The sequence below is a fragment of the Halomonas sp. PR-M31 genome, assembly GCF_001039575.1.
Classification (GTDB): Bacteria; Pseudomonadota; Gammaproteobacteria; order Pseudomonadales; family Halomonadaceae; genus Modicisalibacter.
In genome coordinates this window covers 57,811-75,467 of the sequence record NZ_JIBT01000005.1, presented here as the reverse complement: position 1 = coordinate 75,467, position 17,657 = coordinate 57,811, and the positions used below count along the sequence as shown (strand labels likewise).

17 protein-coding genes are annotated in these 17,657 nt (G+C 55.3%); 12 read left to right on the top strand and 5 right to left on the bottom strand.

Annotated features, from left to right (window positions below; genetic code table 11):
* Positions 1 to 1,426 (top strand): alginate export family protein (locus CH74_RS02460; protein ID WP_216594694.1); only part of this gene is annotated, 1,426 nt, incomplete at its 5' end.
* Between the two features lie 70 nt (positions 1,427 to 1,496).
* Here CH74_RS02460 and CH74_RS02455 read toward each other — a convergent pair.
* The 3 genes from CH74_RS02455 to CH74_RS02445 form a co-directional block, all read right to left on the bottom strand.
* The gene (locus CH74_RS02455) at positions 1,497 to 1,745 is read right to left on the bottom strand and encodes a YfhL family 4Fe-4S dicluster ferredoxin (RefSeq protein WP_048305881.1); all 249 of its coding nucleotides are present in this window, start codon (positions 1,743 to 1,745) and stop codon (positions 1,497 to 1,499) included.
* Positions 1,746 to 1,806: 61 nt separating this feature from the next.
* Positions 1,807 to 2,289, bottom strand: a complete 483-nt coding sequence (gene coaD, locus CH74_RS02450) for a pantetheine-phosphate adenylyltransferase (RefSeq protein WP_048305880.1) — start codon at positions 2,287 to 2,289, stop codon at positions 1,807 to 1,809.
* Positions 2,290 to 2,378: 89 nt separating this feature from the next.
* The gene (locus CH74_RS02445; RefSeq protein ID WP_048305894.1) at positions 2,379 to 4,268 is read right to left on the bottom strand and encodes a beta-ketoacyl synthase; all 1,890 of its coding nucleotides are present in this window, start codon (positions 4,266 to 4,268) and stop codon (positions 2,379 to 2,381) included.
* A gap of 191 nt (positions 4,269 to 4,459) precedes the next feature.
* Here CH74_RS02445 and CH74_RS02440 point away from each other — a divergent pair, with 191 nt between their 5' ends.
* The 9 genes from CH74_RS02440 to CH74_RS02400 all read left to right on the top strand — a co-directional run bounded on the left by CH74_RS02440 (position 4,460) and on the right by CH74_RS02400 (position 13,683).
* Positions 4,460 to 5,152, top strand: a complete 693-nt coding sequence (locus CH74_RS02440) for a tRNA (guanosine(46)-N(7))-methyltransferase TrmB (RefSeq protein ID WP_048305879.1) — start codon at positions 4,460 to 4,462, stop codon at positions 5,150 to 5,152.
* Between the two features lie 62 nt (positions 5,153 to 5,214).
* Positions 5,215 to 5,631: a PACE efflux transporter gene (locus tag CH74_RS02435; protein ID WP_048305878.1), complete on the top strand. Its 417-nt coding sequence runs from the start codon at positions 5,215 to 5,217 to the stop codon at positions 5,629 to 5,631.
* Positions 5,631 to 5,960, top strand: coding sequence for a multidrug efflux SMR transporter (locus CH74_RS02430; RefSeq protein WP_048305876.1), 330 nt, complete (start codon positions 5,631 to 5,633; stop codon positions 5,958 to 5,960). The genes CH74_RS02435 and CH74_RS02430 overlap by 1 nt, the downstream gene beginning before the upstream one ends.
* A gap of 44 nt (positions 5,961 to 6,004) precedes the next feature.
* Complete coding sequence (gene dacB, locus CH74_RS02425) at positions 6,005 to 7,447, top strand: D-alanyl-D-alanine carboxypeptidase/D-alanyl-D-alanine-endopeptidase (RefSeq protein WP_048305874.1); 1,443 nt, start codon at positions 6,005 to 6,007, stop codon at positions 7,445 to 7,447.
* Between the two features lie 78 nt (positions 7,448 to 7,525).
* Positions 7,526 to 7,954: an MAPEG family protein gene (locus tag CH74_RS02420; protein WP_048305872.1), complete on the top strand. Its 429-nt coding sequence runs from the start codon at positions 7,526 to 7,528 to the stop codon at positions 7,952 to 7,954.
* A gap of 95 nt (positions 7,955 to 8,049) precedes the next feature.
* Complete coding sequence (locus tag CH74_RS02415) at positions 8,050 to 9,945, top strand: hypothetical protein (RefSeq protein WP_216594693.1); 1,896 nt, start codon at positions 8,050 to 8,052, stop codon at positions 9,943 to 9,945.
* 111 nt (positions 9,946 to 10,056) lie between these two features.
* A complete protein-coding gene (locus CH74_RS18905; protein ID WP_216594692.1) occupies positions 10,057 to 10,254 on the top strand; it encodes a hypothetical protein in 198 nt (65 codons plus the stop codon).
* Positions 10,255 to 10,729: 475 nt separating this feature from the next.
* Entirely contained in the window at positions 10,730 to 12,034 is a 1,305-nt protein-coding gene (locus CH74_RS02405) for an SIR2 family protein (RefSeq protein WP_048305871.1), read from the top strand.
* 302 nt (positions 12,035 to 12,336) lie between these two features.
* Entirely contained in the window at positions 12,337 to 13,683 is a 1,347-nt protein-coding gene (locus CH74_RS02400; RefSeq protein ID WP_048305870.1) for a deoxyguanosinetriphosphate triphosphohydrolase, read from the top strand.
* Positions 13,684 to 13,775: 92 nt separating this feature from the next.
* Here the strand turns inward: CH74_RS02400 and CH74_RS02395 are convergent, their stop codons facing one another.
* Positions 13,776 to 14,687: an NERD domain-containing protein gene (locus CH74_RS02395; RefSeq protein ID WP_048305869.1), complete on the bottom strand. Its 912-nt coding sequence runs from the start codon at positions 14,685 to 14,687 to the stop codon at positions 13,776 to 13,778.
* A 187-nt stretch (positions 14,688 to 14,874) separates the two neighbouring features.
* On the opposite strand from CH74_RS02395, the gene CH74_RS02390 reads away from it, so the two are divergent.
* Complete coding sequence (locus tag CH74_RS02390) at positions 14,875 to 15,747, top strand: NAD-dependent protein deacetylase (protein WP_048305868.1); 873 nt, start codon at positions 14,875 to 14,877, stop codon at positions 15,745 to 15,747.
* A gap of 204 nt (positions 15,748 to 15,951) precedes the next feature.
* Positions 15,952 to 16,560: a hypothetical protein gene (locus CH74_RS02385; RefSeq protein ID WP_253272908.1), complete on the top strand. Its 609-nt coding sequence runs from the start codon at positions 15,952 to 15,954 to the stop codon at positions 16,558 to 16,560.
* Between the two features lie 185 nt (positions 16,561 to 16,745).
* On the opposite strand, the gene CH74_RS02380 is transcribed toward CH74_RS02385, so the two are convergent.
* Entirely contained in the window at positions 16,746 to 17,639 is an 894-nt protein-coding gene (locus CH74_RS02380) for an aldo/keto reductase (protein ID WP_301280844.1), read from the bottom strand.
* Positions 17,640 to 17,657: the final 18 nt, after the last annotated feature.

Sequence of the window (17,657 nt, the reverse complement as noted above, 5' to 3'; positions counted from 1 at the left end):
CGATTATCATATGAAATATCTACCCCGCTCGCCGGAAAGGCTAATCTCGACGCGCCATGGTGCATGGCTATTGGGTTGCATGACGGGAATATCCTTCCCGGCCTTTGCCGCCGTCACCGACATCGATTATCAAGAATCGGGCATCAGCCCTCTTTCCTCGGAGCACTCTCTTTATGAGAGCGTCGACGGCGATGTGCGGATCAAGGCCGGCCTGTTGGTCTCCTGGTTCGGTGCCACAACGGATGACGTCAACTTTGGCTCCGACCGCAGCCTCGATGGTGCCAAACCGACTCAGGAAAGCCCGAGCTGGTGGGAGGCAGGAGCCCAACCCGAGATGATCGGTGAATGGGACATCGATAACAGCGGTACCCTGTTCTCTGGCTTGAAAGGCAACTATCTGATGACTCGGGGTAGCCGCTATGGCGACGCCGCTGGCGCGACTCCAGGACATCCGGAGAACGGGCGGCTCGATCTGGCCTATCTGGGCTGGCGTAGTGGCGCGGTGTTTGCGGATTCCTTGGGTAAGGATGCGGTGACCCTGTCCTTTGGCCGTCAGAAATTCATCTTCGGTGACGGCTTTCTGGTGGGCGATGGTTATACGGATACCGGCAAGTACGCGGGCTTTTACACCGGCGCCAGCGAAGGTTTCGAGAATAGCGCGGTCGCCTCCATCGACAGTCATGGCTGGCATGGCGATCTGTTCTATTTAAAGGCGAGTCAGTACGTCAGCGGCGGCCCCGACAATGATACCAGTCTCAACGGTACCAACGTGGATTACACCTGGGGCGATCGAGCCAAGTTCGGCGCAGCCTATCTCAATGTCTATGACAGCGATATCGCCGCCCGAGACGGCATGGACGTCTACAACCTGCGAGCAAAAGGGGTGCCGATTGCCAGCGTGCCCGATCTTTCTTTGGGCGGGCAGTGGGTGCATCAGAAAAACGATAGCGAGGACGTCGACGACAATGGCTGGTATCTACAGGCGACCTATACTTTTGCCGATATGCCCTGGCGGCCACAGATTTTCTATCGTCGGGCGGAGTTCAGCGAAAACTACGATCCGCTGTTCTACGATTTCGTCAGCGGTTGGGGCAACTGGTTCATGGGAGAGATCGTCGGCGAGTACATGCTGTTCAACAGCAACCTCGACGTGGATATGATCAAGGCCTCGATCCAACCCCGAGACGATCTGGAAACCGGCCTGATCGGTTACCGCTTTCGCTACCATGATACGCAAGCGGCAGGGGTCAGCAGCAAGGATTTCGCCAAGGAGGTAAATCTCTACGCGGACTGGTCGGTTACCGACAAGCTCACGCTTTCGGCCATCTACGCCGTGGCATTTCCAGACGAGGGCGCCGAAGAGCGCTTTTCCGGCAACGACAGTACGTCTCAGCTGTTCGAGCTTTACGCGATCTATCGCTTTTGAAGGGTCGCTACTGGACTGACGTGCCAGATACGGGTATTCGAGAGATAGCTGTTCGGGGAATGTATAGAGATCAAGCCGCAGTGATGATGTGATACTTCTTCATCAACTCGTCTTTGGTCTCTTCGCGCTGCGGATCAAGCGGAATGCAGTCCACCGGGCACACCTGCTGACACTGTGGTTCGTCAAAATGACCAACGCATTCGGTACACAGGTTGGGATCGATGACGTAGATCTCTTCCCCGGGTGAAATGGCATCGTTGGGGCACTCGGGCTCACAGACGTCGCAGTTGATGCATTCGTCGGTGATCATCAGGGCCATGGTTCATATCCTCGCTACGCAGTAGTGGAGTGAAATAACGCGCCTATCACGAATTAGTGCTTCAGGACGTATGATAACGCGCCCGCAGAGCGTCGGCGACCCGTGGATGCACCAGCTGACCGACATTACCGCCCAGGCGTGCAATTTCTCTTACGATGGTAGCCGAGATATAGGAGTTTTCGACCGCCGGGGTCAAAAACAGGCTCTCCACATGAGGCGCCTGAGCACGGTTCATGTTGGCCAGCTGCAATTCGTATTCGAAATCCGAGACCGCCCGCAGCCCGCGTAGAATGATGCGAGCCCCCTGCTGATCCAGCAGTTCCGTGAGCAGGCCCTTGAAACCCACCACCTCGACGTTGTCCAAATCGTCCACCACGTCTTCGATCAAGGAAATCCGGGTATCGATATCCAGCGCCGGCTGTTTGCCCGGGCTTTCCGCCACCGCCACCACGAGTTTGTCGAACATGCGGGCGGCGCGCTCGATCAGATCGTAATGCCCGTTGGTGATGGGGTCGAAGGTGCCGGGATAGACCACGATATTCATAGGTGAATCCTTTGCCGGATCAAAGTGGGGCGATAACTGCTTTTGGAACTATTGTCTGCCTTTCAAGGCTCGTTTCAACAGTGATCTTTTTAAAAGCTCTCGTTATCAAGGCGGCCGAAGGGGTTGTCCACCGCGAGTGAGACGGCATGAGCGTAGCCGGGAATATGGATGCGCTCCCGATCGATATCCAGTTCCGGGCCTTCCAGCACCTCATGACCGAAGCGGTAAATGACCTCGAAATCTGCCGCGTCGGCACGCTCTCGATAGGCCTCGCTTGTTGCCAATATAGCCTCGCGACGCTGCTTCCAGGCCTCGATTGCCGCCTGGCCATGGCGCTTGATGAGCAAGCGTTCGGTTATCTGAGGTGACAAGACCAGCCCCGTGGCGTTGTTGCCCCCAAAGCCTTTTGCATTGATGAAGGCAGCATCCGCATCAAAAGAGAGCGGCTCTTGAAACAGCTTTAGCCGTTCGGCATGCACGTCCTCTGCGACCGCATCCAGATAGGGCAGGCCGGGAATCAAGCCATAGGCAAAGCTGCCTAGGGCGCTGGCCAGCTGGTCCCCTGCGGCGCTGCCTTGAGAGTGCCCAATGAACGTCTTGATGCCGGCTACCGGCCAGGCGGTGATGTCGTTGGCGCGGGCAATCTCATGCAGCACATGAGATTCGGTCACGCGATTCTTGGGAGTGCTGGTGCCATGGGCATGCACGAAGCTGCGTTCCCGCACGGCGCGTTCGCCCAGTATTTCCCGAGCCAGCGCCACTGCTTTTCCCATGGTGATGTAGTTGCCGATGCCTGGGGCCGAGATCGAACGCTTCCAGCCATCCGCGTTGGCAAACACCCCCGGCACGCTGCCAAGAATCTGGGCGCCGGTTTCCAGCGCCAGTGAATCGTCCATCAGCAGCAGGAATTGGCTGGCTTCGGCGATGGTAAAACCGCAGTTGCGGGCGAAGGGCCGGCAGGCACGCTGATAGTCCGCGTCCGTGAGCAGGGTCAGGGCGTCCAGGGCTTTCAGGCTGTCGTCATCTGCTAGAGCGCTCATGGCGCGAAAGCCCTCAATGACCTCCGGGGTAATGGGCGCATCGCTTGTACCCACCATGACGACACGACAACGACCGCTGCGGATATCCTCGACGCCCAAGCGCAGATTGTACAAGAAGGTAGCGCAAGCGCCCTGAATGGCACCAGTGGACCCTACGCTGCCCAGTACATAGGCATTCAGAAAATCCGCCGGCATCTGGCCGTATCCCAGCGGCATCTGTTTGGAAGTGGCGCGGTTGCCGGAGACATAGCTCTTGAGCAGGCCGCCCCAACCCTGATCGTCGAGTTGGCCGATGGAATTACCCGCATACACGGCGATCTGATCCGGGTCCAGGCTATCGCGCAGAGACTCCCAGTTCAGGCCGCTCTGACCCAGACAGTCGCTGGCGCCGAATACCGCCATGGAGAGCCCGCGGGGGTGATGCACGCTGTGATAGAGCGCGTTTGGCTCGAAGCCGCTGGGAAGTTGGCCGGCAGCGCGCACCTGACCCTTGCGACGTTCGGGGAAAAGTACGTCCAGGTTTCCCGCCGGAACGCTGACTTCCACCTGGCGGCTATCGAGTTCCCGCACCTGCCAGTGTTCGGGAAGAGGCGTGGGGAGCTGACGCCGGCGCACCTGAAAGACCACGGGGGAGTCGAAGTGAAGCCGACTGGGGCGATTGGCGGGGATCTCGTCGACGTCGAACAGCGCCGTCTCGATGCGCCGAATGAGGGTGCGTCCGAGAATCGTCTCCCGGTGCTGTTGAACGATGTCGTCGCTGGCCAGAGAATGGCCGTGCTGGTCCTGCCAGGTGCCATCTTCTTGACGCTGGAACAGCTGCATCATAGCCGCCAGTCCTATCAGCGCTCGTGCCTGGTCGTCCTGGGGCAGGGCGTCGAGCACCGTGCGGCGAAACGCCTGGTGGCCCGAGGTCCTGCCGGCAGCGTTGACACCGCCCATGCCGACAATCACCGGTAGTTGTGACAAGCCGCGTCCCTCGTGTGCTGGTGGATCTCTGTCAGTGCAATTCTGGTGCGCGATGATAGCACCAGGTCAACAGCCCCGTCATGCCAGCCAAAAGATGGCGTGACTAGGGAATAAGACAAGGTGCTGCTAGAATCATCGGTCATTTTTCCTAGCGTTTCATCAGTATGTCCGCCAATTCGCGAACCATCGTCACCAATCAGACCGGCGTACACCAGGATCTATCCCGGCGCGTCGAGCGGGCGCTGACCCATGCGCTGCAAAAGCCGGTGGCGGAGCATACGCGTCAGGCATTCCGCGCCACCAGCAAATGGCTGATGTCTCAGGAAAAGCCTGTGATTCTCGATGCCGGCTGCGGTGTAGGGCTATCGACACGTCAACTGGCGCAGCAGCACCCAAATCATGCGGTCATCGGTATCGATCGCAGCGCCGACCGTCTTGGTCGCGAGCATGGTGTGCTGCCTGAAAACGCCCATCTGGTTCGGGCCGATCTTGTCGATTTCTGGCGCCTGGCCTTGGCTGAACGCTGGCAGCCGACGCATCACTATCTGCTCTATCCCAATCCTTACCCCAAGGCGGCGCATCTCAAGCTGCGCTGGCACGGCCACCCGGTATTTCCGGTGATTCTGGCTTTGGGCGGAAGGCTTGAGGTGCGCTCCAACTGGCGGCTTTATATTGAGGAGTTCGCTCAGGCGACGAAGCTTGCAACGAGTTCCCAACCCAAGGTGATCGAGTACGATCCGAGGGATCAGCCCCTCACGCCCTTTGAGCGCAAGTATCATGCCAGCGGTCAGCGGCTCTGGCAGCTGGCGGTCGAATTGCCCTATCGTCCAGGCTTGGTGCCGGCCAAAAGCGAATAGCCGTGATGAAATGGGTGTGCAGCAAGGGCTGATCAAGGGAAGAACGTGAAGGGAGTCAAATAATGCGCAGTTGGGGTGAGCGGGTGTTGCACATGACCTTGTTCGAGGTGGGCGGCTTGATCATCGTGACGCCGCTTTCGAGCTGGCTGACGGGCCATGACATGGGCCGCATAGGAATATTGGCGGTGGCCATCGCGACCCTGGCCATGCTCTGGAACCTGGTGTGGAATCGGCTCTTCGATCATTGGGTGCCGACCCGCAAACGCACCTTGATGCAGCGTATCGCTCAATCCCTGGGGTTCGAGCTAGGGCTTTTGGTGGTGACATTGCCCGGGGTCGCCTGGTGGCTGAACATCGGACTCATCGAGGCCTTCTGGCTGGATCTAGGCTTCATGCTGTTCTTCTTGCTATATGCACTGCTGTTCAATACCGCCTTCGATGCCATCGTGCGTCATCGTTTGGCCCGAGGAGAAGCCTGATGGCCTATGTCTATCTGTTCGTGGCGATCGTCGCCGAGGTGCTGGCCACCAGCGCACTCAAGTCATCCCAGGAATTCACGCGCTTCTGGCCCAGTGTGCTGGTAATAGGGGGCTACGGACTGGCCTTCTACATGCTGACCCTGGTACTGCGTACGGTGCCGGTGGGTATTGCCTACGCCTTCTGGGCCGGACTCGGTATCGTGCTGGTCACCGTGATCGGCGTCGTCGTGTTCAAGGAGAAACTCGATCTTGCCGCTGTGCTGGGTCTTGCCATGATCATCGGCGGCGTCGTCGTCATCAAACTTTTTTCCAACGTGTCAACTCACTAAGACTCGCTAATCAATACGGTTTCTTCTCTAATCAGGATGTTTTCATGCGTCGCCCGCTTATTGCCTTGCTTACTCTTTTCCTGCTTGCAGGAATGCCTTTCACTCTCATGGCGGCGGGGTTCGATCACGTCAAACGCTTGGCGAACAAAGGCTTTGTGATCGGGGCTCAAGCGCGACTGCTCGACAGCGGCAAGGTGCTTGGTGAAATCGATGCCGAGCGTCAGCTCTCTCCTGCCTCCGTGACCAAACTCTATACCGCTGCGGCAGCCCTTGATCGCTTCGGGCCACAGCACCGCTTTACCACGCGGCTGGTAACCAGCGGTTGGGTCGATCAAAACGGCGTCTTGCAGGGCGATCTGGTGCTGGAGGGGGGTGGTGATCCGGCGCTGGTATCGAAGGATCTCTGGCAGCTGATTCAGGGGCTACGCCAGCAGGGTGTCAGCGCGGTGAACGGCCAGCTTATCATCAGCCAGTGGCGTTTCGGCCCGGTCGAGTGCATCACCACCGATCGCTGCAATTCGCTCACTCACTCGCGCAACTCCTACGATGCGCTGCTTTCTTCCGCCGGGGTCAATTTCGGCAACTGGTGCGTGAATGTTCTGCCGGGGGCCAAGGCCGGAACACCCGCCCGAACCATGAGCTGCGATATTCTGACCCCCTTGATCGATGTGAAGAACCGGGTCAAGACCATGATTGCCGGAGAGCCGGCCCGCCTCAGCGCCGAGCGCGTCACTCACGAGGGCGTGGATACGCTGATTATCGATGGAAACATTGCGCTGAACGGTAGCCCGCGCCAGGTCTATCGTTCCAGCTCCGACCCTGGGCGCCAAACCGGCTTGACGCTGCTTGCCATGCTCGAGCAGGCGGGGGTCGCGGTCAGCGGCGGTTACAGTACGAGCATTACGGCGCCGCCCGGCTCCAGTCGAGAGCTTGCCTCGGTGGAGAGCGAAACAGTGCAGACACTGTTGCTGCGCACTCTGAATTATTCCAACAACTTCATGGCGGACATACTCAGCCTGAACCTGATCGAACAGCCCCGCGCCTCGCTCAGACAAGCCGGTAGAGAGGTCGAGGGATTCGCCCAGTCACTGCCCGGGCATGGCCCCTTGACGCTTTACAGCGGTAGCGGGCTGACCACGGAAAACCGGACCTCGGCCCAGGGCGTCAATATGCTGCTCGAAGCCATGTATCGTCGTGCGGCCCTGTTCCCCGCTTTCGTTGCGGGCATGCAGACCCCCACCAACGGCCCGATGCGCTTCATTCGCCGGGGCGGCGATATCTTCCAGCACCACGTCATGATCAAGACCGGCACCCTCAATCAGCCTTTCGCCGTGCGCGCCATGGGCGGCTACTTTCGCACCAGCAAAGGGCGCTGGGGTGCTTTCAGCGTACTGGTCAACGGCAACGGCAGCACTCCCTACCTACCCTGGTCGGAAGTGCTCGATCCCCTGGCTGAAGATTTGACGACAATGATCCTGAACAACTGACAATGTGTACTTTTATGTAGAGCGCTACGCTTAGGTTCGTCAGTTACTGAAAACAAACCGAAAACAAGGAAATAGACCATGGACGACATCGGCTATTGGTATGCCATCAGCGCGGTGGTGCTGTTCTTCAAGATGTTTGCGATCTCGCTTTATCAAGGCTATCACCGTATCGGCAAGCGGGCCTTCACAACCCCGGAAGACGCCAAATTCGCCGGTCGCACGCCGCTGAACGAAGAACTGGCACCGGTGCAACGCGCCGCCAATGCCTGGCGCAACGATCTTGAAAACATTCCCATCTTCTTCATCCTCGGCGTCGCCTATGCCTGGGTCGGCGCCTCCCCGGATGCGGTTCCCTGGCTGTTCATGACCTTCACGATCGCCCGCATCCTTCACACCGTTTTCTACCTGATGGCCATGCAACCCTGGCGGACTGTTGCCTATGGAGTGGGAATCCTGACGCTGATAGGCATGTGCTGGCAGATCGTGACGGCGTTAATGTGGCAGTGAACATGACACACAAGCCTGAAAAAGGCTTATAAGCTCATAGGCAATTCACTGCGGTCACTTTACCCTGCAAGCCATTCCGATGATGGATCGTCTTGATGAAAAAATACGTCAAATGGATAGCGACGCTGATTTTCGCAACGTTCTGTGTCAACACGGTAGTTCAAGCAGATACCCCAATCGCTTCTACCCTCGAAATAGAAAAAACAGGAGAGAAGCATCCAGTGACCTATGCGGCACTCAATCAGATAATCGATAGAGAGGTTCTGCCTCAGCTGGATGTCTTTTTCGAAAAACTGCTTGCTGAAAAAGAAGATATTACTCTTGACGGTATCCAGGCACTCAATGGAAAAGACAAGTTCCTTCCAGGAAAAATAGCGATCGGATTGAGCTATTTGCTGTTGAATACGCCGGAAGAAAGCCCTGAGTTCGATCACTACCTTGAAGGCTACCGAAAGATAGCGGACATGACGGTTGATGAATGCAACGAAACCTGGGGTATCTATTACTACTTATCCGCGCTCTACCGCTTGAAAGAGGCGGATCTTCTCGAACGTGCAGTCAGTCAGAAAACACTGAAAAAGTTAAAGAAGAAAACCGACTGGCGGAAGTTCGTCGATCAAGATGATTACTCGCTGATCAAGTTGCCCACCAACTATTATGGGGTCGCGTTTTCGATAGCCAGATTGCGCTATCTGCTGGGCTGGGAAGACAAGTCGAGCAGCGAAAAGCTGCTGCAGAAAATGATGGACCACTACCGGGAATATTCCGGTGACTATGGCTTCTCTGACGAAACCAACGGCGAAGGGCGCTTCGATCGCTACAGCATTCTCCTTATCGGCGAGATATCCCAACGCTTCATCGAAACTGGCATGGACGTCACACCGCAGATGAAGGAGTGGCTGCGCAACGCTGTCGACGTCATCCTCGTGAGGCTTAATGAAGATGGCCATGGCTTCAGCTTTGGGCGCAGCATTGGCGCCTATGGAGATACCGCGTTTCTCGAAGTGCTGTCCGCAGCGGCCTACCTCGACGTGCTGACGCCCAAGGAAAAAGAGATGGCCTATGCTTTCGCCTCCAAGGCTACCCAGCGATATGTGAGCTTCTGGTACGACGACGACATGAAGTCCGTCGATCTCTGGGACAAGGGCCGCACTACCGATGACTATCGCGGCAAGCACCGCATCCTCGGCGAGAATCTGAGCCTGTCGCATCAGCTGATCTATACCGCCAATCTCTGGAACGAAATAGGTTACAAGGACAAGATCCCGTCAAACGACTTCGTCGCCTGGCTGAAAGAGCTACCGACAAGCACCATCACCTGGTTTGCCAAGGGCGAGTACGATAGAGCCTTGGTCACCTATCGGGATCAAAACCATGTCATCAGCTTGCCGCTGATCAATGGCGGTAAATCCCAGCACATGAACAACCCCTATTACCCCATTCCCTTCTCGAATGCGATGTTGGAAGGAACCCCGGACGAGGATTATCCTCAGCTGTTGCCCCGGTTCAGGTTAGCGGACGGTGATGAGTTGATACCGGCTGCATTCATACGCAACGTGCAAACCTCAAGAGAGGGCAGTGACTTCACGGTTACCTATGAGCAGCATGAAGTCGATCGACTCGGTAAACGTCGCCCCATCAAAGACGATCGCCTGAAAGTCGAAACGCAGTACGATTTTTCACCGGGTAAGATCACTCGTACCGATGTCTATCGATCTGATGAAAAGCTGGAAGTGGACAATATCAGGCTGGAATTCGCCAGCTTTTCAGAAGATGCAACCATTGACGGCAACACGGTGATGTTCGACAGAGGCGCCGTTACGGAGTTCTCGATCAGTGGACTCGACGTGTGCAAAGTAGAAAGCGTTAATGGCGAGCCGCCTTATCAGACTCCAGTCGGGCCATTGTTGACACTAGTTACCTGCGAAACTGGCGACATGACGATGGAAGAGCCACTGAAAATTTCTTGGTCGATAAAATACAAGCCGTGAATACTTGTCTATTTAGAGTGTACAAATGAGTGGCGATAACAGTCATATCAAGCGAGTGTTTGATTTCGATGTCGCCAAGCGAGGCCACCAAGAAATTTTTAGGGAGGCAATATGGCCAACATTAAATTAGATCCTGAAGAGCAAGAGCTGCTTGAGACTTACGAGGCTGAAGAATTCGAGTCGGATCTGGATGCTGACCGGCGGGAATATCTCACGAAGGCAGCGGAAGAAACATTTAAAAAAGACAAGCGGATTAATATTCGTATCTCCAGTCGGGATTTGGAGGTGCTTCAGCGACGAGCACTATGAAGAAGGGCTTCCGTACCAGTCTCTAGTCTCTAGTCTCTAGTCTCCAGCACCCTGCACAAATATGTCTCCGGGGGCCTCAAAAACATCTTGGTCAAAAAGCCAGGCCGGCGGACGCGCTAAGGCGCTCCGCTGCATACCAAGAGAATGGGTCTACACGTGGATTAGCGCCAAGGGCTGTTTTATATTAGTAGGAGGTGGTACATAGATATTAAATGAAGTGGTGTTTCGGGAAGTGACGCGGGTGAGTGGGTTGGGGTTTGATGGGTGACTCTTAACGACCCAATGCGACCGTTCCGGAAAATGTAGCAGACATGCAAATTTTAGATATATAGCCTAATTTTATTTAATAGGTTTAAGGATCAAAGGCTTACGAGAATTTTGGCAGGCTGCATTTGCTGCACAAACGTGCTCGCACGTTCACCCAATCATAGAACACGCCGTCTAATACGCTGTTAAGACAATGGAGTAAGAGTCGTTGAGTGAATTATTTGAAATTGCCTATGCAGCCGCAACGAATAGGTTATGTTTTTTTACAGGTACTGGTTTTTCTAAATCTGTGACAAATAATGAAGCTCCAAGCTGGCAAGGCCTGCTAGAGAGTCTTTGCGATCTTTTGCCAGATTCGGATGAGCTAAAAGAGTCTCTATTTTTTGGTGACAAACCAAGCCCGCTGAGCTTGGAGGAAATTGCACAGGTTATATCTATTAAGCTTACAGCTAAAAATAAAAGCATATATGAAGAAACAGCTAAATTAATCCAAGCCATTGAGTTAGGCGAAGACAACGAACAAGTAGCTAAGTTTTTCTCTGAAAGGCAGTTCCGTGTTGTAACAACAAATTATGATAAATTGGCTGAAGAGCTGACAGGGGAAAGTGAATGTCAATCTCTTGCTCCTGGATTACCAATACCTAGATCATCTTCTGACGTAAAAATTTACCATGTACATGGTTCAATCGATTCGCCGGATAATATGGTAATTACCTCAGAGGACTACTTTAAATTTATTAATGGCGACTCATATTTTTCTAGAAAACTGAGCACTGTTCTTCATGAAAATACTGTGATTATTCTGGGGTATTCACTGGGTGACACAAACCTGAAAGCAATAATCAGTGATTACAAGGGCTTTTCTAAAACACACGTAATTGGTTCGAATATATTTTTAATATCTAGATCTGGTGTTGATCAGCACGTTAAAGATTATTACTCGCATTGCTACGGAATTAGGGTATTAGACAATCTTGACATTCCTGATTTCTTTAGTGAACTAAATGAAAAAACTCCTAAAGTTGAGAATATCGCCCAAAGATCAATAGATAGCATCAGGAACGTTGTTTATAAGGAGTGCCATTTCAAAGAAGCCTATCTAAAGCTTGAAGACTCTTTCTATAGAATAGTTTCTGCGTTGTCTGCCGAAGGCTTGAGTTTAAATGATGAGCGTGTAGTGGCCGTTATTGGTGATGTAATTGATGCAAAGAGAGAGCTTACGACTGAGGACAATGCTTGGGAGCAATATGAGCAGCTAGCACGATGGCTAATTTACCTTGGCACAATATTAGAGATTAAAGGCACTTCAATCGAAAAAATTTATTTGAAAGCAGTGTTGCGCTCGATGAATACCATGAGTAATAAACTAATTATTGGCTACTCTTGGCACGCCTATAAAGCATGGAAGCATAGATGGTCTTCAATAATGGCTTCAAATCGCGCTCTGATAAAAAAGCATGTAGAAGAAAAAACATCAGATGGAGATGCTCTATCAGTGGTGAGTTCTATTTAGTCATAACAAGGCGCTGCTGCCGGAAAATTTTTCCTCTGTGCTCCAAAATTGCCGCAGAGCGCGGCGTTATTTCAAAGCCATCTGAAAGCCCGCTCCTGACCGCTTCCGCACATCCATATGAATTTCGCGTGCCGGGAACTTTCATCGCTCAGCTTCTGCCAATAACTCCTTACCTGGGCGACCTGAAGGCTTTCCCTATCAACGCCACGGGCATTCACTTGGCTACTCGAAACAGCAAATTCCCGTAGAATGCCTTGATCGTCTACCACCGCGCTGCTGCGCCACGACTTCGAGGATGCTGCATGTCGCAGATGCATTGGGAACGCTTGCTCGATCCCACTCGGCTCAACGACAAGCCCCGGGAGCTTCAAGAGCCTCGCGACGAGATTGGTCGCAGCCCGTTCCACAAGGATCACGATCGCATCGTCTTCGCCGGGTCGTTTCGGCGCCTGGGGCGCAAGACCCAGGTGCATCCGCTGACGGATAACGATCACATCCATACCCGATTGACCCATTCCCTGGAGGTGGGCTGCGTAGGCCGCAGCCTGGGCATGATCGTCGGGGAGGGGTTGCGCGAACGCTTGCCCAAATGGATTACACCGGCGGACATGGGGGTGATCGTGCAAGCGGCGTGCCTGGGTCATGACATCGGCAATCCGCCCTTTGGTCATGCCGGTGAATACGCCATCCGTGACTGGTTCAAGCGCGCCGAGACCAACGGCAGCGGCCTGCTCGAGGGGCTTTCGGATACCGAGCGCGCGGATCTTCTGACCTACGAGGGCAATGCCCAGGGCTTTCGGGTTGTCACTCAGATCGAATACAACCAGTTCAAGGGCGGCATGCGGCTGACGGCAGCAACTCTGGGCACGCTGCTCAAGTATCCTTGGACCGTGGAGCATGGCGGCCAAGCGGGCAAGTTCGGCTGCTATCAGTCCGAGAAACACCTGCTTGCCGAGGTCGTCGAGAGGCTAGGGCTCAAATCTAAGGGTGACTGGAAATGGTGTCGTCATCCTTTGGCCTACCTGGTCGAGGCCGCGGATGACATCTGCTATGCGCTGCTGGATCTCGAGGATGGCCTGGAGATGGGTATTCTGCGCTTCGATGAAGTCGCCGACGTGCTTACCCAGATCGCCGGCGGCGAGCCTGCGGATTATGCCGAGATGCGAGAGGACGGCGTATCCCAGCGCCGGCGCATCGCCGCGCTGCGCGGTGCCGCCATGGAACGGGCGGTCAATGATGTGGGGGCGGTGTTCATTCAACACGAACAGGAATTGCTGGGCGGTGCGCTTCAAGACGATCTGCTTGAACTGTGCCATCCGGATTTGGGCTGGGGAGTCACCGAGGCCAAGAATCTTGCGCGCCAACGGATCTTCCAGAACGAGCGCAAGGCCAAGCTGGAGATTGGCGCCTACACGACCTTGGGCATTCTGCTCGAAGCATTCATCGGCGCCGCCCATGAGCTACATCATCACGGTCATTCGACCTTCAAGCACCAGCGTGTACTGGCGCTGATAGGCGAGAATACGCCGCAATCGTCCTGGAGCCTTTATGACAGCTATCGACGCATGCTCGATTTCATCGGCGGCATGACGGATCACTACGCGGTGGATCTGGCCCAAGAGATGGGCGGGCGCTTGAGGGCGGAGTGAGCCACGTCTGGAAAAGGTCAATGCCGGTGCCATCTTCGATTTCATCGTGACAGACCGAGTGCTCCTTAGCACTCTGGCGGCATCGCTCTAAATCAGGCGGAGGGCCGCTGCAAGTGTCGATCGTTTCGCAGTGCTGCACGTTCGATCAAGGCCTGGCCTATCCTGTCGTGAGTCCTGGCATCAAGCTCGCCCAGAGAGGTGTCGATGAGCAGCTGTGCCAATCCTTCCCCATTGACCACGATCGGATCGTCGAACAATTGCTCATTGTCGATGTCCCAGTCCGGTAGTACCAGAACACCACGTACGGGTACGTCGATTCCATGCGCTCGGGTCAGCCATTGGCTCAGCCAGGTCGTTGCCTGACGCGTCTTTCGCAGCGGCTGGCGTTCGCTCCAGTCGGGAAAGCGCAGGCGTTCACGCTCGACCACGACTCTGCGCCTGGGCTCTCCGGTGGCATCCAGCGGGTGTGTGCGGGCGCGGGTTTCGATGACGAAAAGTCCATGAGGCGTAACGACCACATGATCGATGGTGAAGGTATCGGCGGGAATGTCGTGGAACACGAAATAGGGGTGCGTCTCGGGGCGAATCAGTCGCGCCAATTCCTGACCCACTGCCAGCTCACAGGCCAGACCAAATTTGACGCGGCGAATACGCTGATAATCGAGCATCAGTAAAAAGCCGAACAGGATGACCAGCAGTGTGGACAGCAGGCCGTAGATTGCCCATTCCAGCCAGTTCTGATGAGGTGCGAATAGCATGCGTCCCATACCATAGACTAGCGGCGTGAGCACCAGAATGGGGCCCAAGGCACCATTGAGAAAGAGACTCGAGAAGATACGATCAAGACGATCGCGAAGTGCTTGGCCTGGCCCATGCAAAGGTTGGGCATTGAAGGGTGAGCGAACCTGGGTGTCGTGCAGGTTTCGCAATGCCAGTACGACGACGGCGATCGCGCCAAGTGGGGTCAGAAAAATCAGCGGTAACAGATATTCAAGCCAGGCCATCGCTGACGTCCTTGCACTAGACCGTTAATAGTGACTGTACTTTAGCCAAGGGTCACGATGAGGGCCATGCGACGAAGGTGAGCAGCATCGATGCTACCTCATGTTATCGTTCTCGGTATGAGCCCACATCATACTAGACGCTTGACCCGACAGTTTTCGTGAATCAACGCAGGATACATCATTGCCTATGCTCTCGACTCAGGAAACAACTTCCCCTGCGGCATCCTGGCCAAGCGCGGCCAGTACGAATGACCAGGCGCTAGGTGAATTCGTGCAGCAGCATCCCGGTTTGATGGTGCTGACCGGGGCCGGTGTCAGCACTGATTGTGGCATCCCGGACTATCGTGACGCCCGAGGCGAATGGAAGCGTTCGCCGCCGGTACAGCATCATGCCTTCATGCATAGCCTGGCAACGCGGCAGCGCTATTGGGCGCGCAGCTTGCTTGGTTTTCGGGCCATCGAGAATGCGCGTCCTGGGCCTTCTCATCGGGCGCTGGCGAAACTCGAGGCCAAGGGCTATGTCTCCACGTTGATCACTCAGAATGTCGATGGGCTGCATCAGCACGCCGGCTCTCGTCGCGTCATCGATCTGCATGGGCGGGCCGAGATCGTACGCTGCATGAGCTGCGGCGCTCGACGCATGCGCTATCATCTGCACGATGAATTGGCGGCTCATAATCCCGGATGGACCTCTCTGGAGGCGCCGGTGGGGCCGGATGGTGATGCGGATCTGGAGGGACTCGATTTTTCCACCTTCAAGGTGCTCGACTGCACCCGCTGCGGCGGTATTCTCAAGCCGGATGTGGTGTTCTTCGGTGACAGTGTGCCGGCGGAGCGGGTTGCTGCCAGCATTGAGGCGTTGGAGCGCGCCAGTGCGCTATTGGTAGTCGGTACGTCGCTGATGGTCTATTCAGGCTATCGGTTTGCCCGTCGTGCAGCTCAAGAAGGCAAGCCCATCGCCTGTCTCAATCTTGGTCGTACTCGAGCTGACGATCTCTACACTCTTAAGGTGGAAGCACCGGTGGGAGAGGTGCTGGAAGTGCTCGCTCAACGGCTTTGATTAAAAATCTAATACCAAAAAGAATTAGATCGTGACAAAAAAATGATTAAAGGTTTCCTGCAGGTGGTCGTTATGAGTATCATCCGGTTGTTTTGGATCGGTTGCGAATATAACGACACAAGCAGGGGTTTAATGCGTACCTTACACACAATCTTATTGACTGGCGCCCTGACGACCATGGCGTTGCCTGCGGTGGCAGCCCCAATGAACAATTGGTCAGTAGGCGCCGAGGTCGGCACCACGGGTTATGGCGGTAGTGTCAGCTATCGCTTCCACGACAATATGGCGCTGACTGCAGGTTATTCAGGTTTTACCTACGACGATATCGATTACGATACGGACAATGCCGATTATGAAGGTGATCTCGATATGGACGTCTACGGCGTCACCTTCGATTACTTTCCTTTCGGCGGGCGTTTCTTTCTCTCAGCCGGTGTCGTGAAGCCGGATGTCGTCATTTCGGTGGTAGGAGGCCCCAAAGGCAATCAATCCTACAAGATCAATGGCACAACCTACACGCCCCAAGATCTCGAAACCCTGCAGGGCGACGTGACGCTGGACGATTCCGTTCAGCCTTACCTGGGGGTGGGGTGGCGCGGCAGCCACAAGAGCGGATTGGGTATGTACGCCAAGCTCGGCGCTTTTCTGACCGATGCCAAGGTCAATATCGAAGCCCGCGGTATTCCCGAGGCAGCCGCCAACATACCTCAGCTACGCGAGGACATTCAGCAGGAAGAAGACGACCTGCAGGATGAAGCCGACAAGTATGGCATCTATCCGGTAGCCGTATTGGGCATCGAATATACGTTCTAAGTTTTACGTTTTTCCCTCGGTATCCGGTCACGCTAATTGACCGAATACCGAGGGCTTTTTATTGCAGACGCTGGACCTGGGCGTCAGTCTTCTCGAGTCGGCGGCGCCATGAACTCAGGGCCCACCGGATCCTTCACATGCTCATCCACGATACGCTCGATCTCGTCAAGATCGGCGCTGCCAAGTTACCAACCGTCGATACGCTCGATGGCCTCCACCTGATCCGGACGGCGAGCCCCCCATAGCGCAATGCCATTGTCATGCCGGTCCAGCAGCCAGCGCACGGAAAGCTCCAATACGCTCTTGTCATATTGCTCCTTGGCAAAACGATTCAAGGCATCAACGGCGCTCAGGTATTGTGAGTAGCGGGGCGGCTGAAACTTGGGATCGCTGTTACGCAGATCGTCGCCGCCGAACGTCGAGTCGCTTTTCATCTTGCCGGTCAAAAGACCGCGACATAAGGCGCCATAGGTCAGCATGACCAGGCCCTCTCGTTCGGCATAGGGGATAATGTCGCGCTCGGCTTCCCGCTCGAACAGATTCAGGGGTGGCTGTACGCTGTGCAGCGGGGCTACTTCGCGAAACGCGTCGCACTGCTGCGTGGAGAAATTGCTGACGCCGATGGCGCGAATCTTGCCATCTTTGTGAAGGCGCTCCATGGTCCGAGCAGTCTCTTCCATCGGTACGAGCGGGTCGGGCCAATGAATCTGATAAAGATCGATGGTGTCCGTGCGCAGGCGACGCAAGGAGTCCTCGACTTCTTTTTCAATGCGTGCGGCGCTTGCATTACGCACCACGCTTTCATCGTCTTTCCATTCCATCGCCACCTTGGTGGCCAACACCAGCTTGTCGCGCTGACCATACTCCGCCACGGCGCGGCCGACGACCTCTTCCGCGTGGCCGAAGCCATAAACCGGTGCGGTATCGATCAAGGTGACGCCTCGATCCAGAGCGGCATGAATGGTGCGTACGGATTGCTCATCGTCGGTACCGCCCCACATCCAGCCACCGATAGCCCAAGTGCCAAGGCCGATGCGCGACGCGGTGATGTCGGTTCCAGGGATCTTCAAGGTTTGCATCTTTCACTCCGTTGTCAG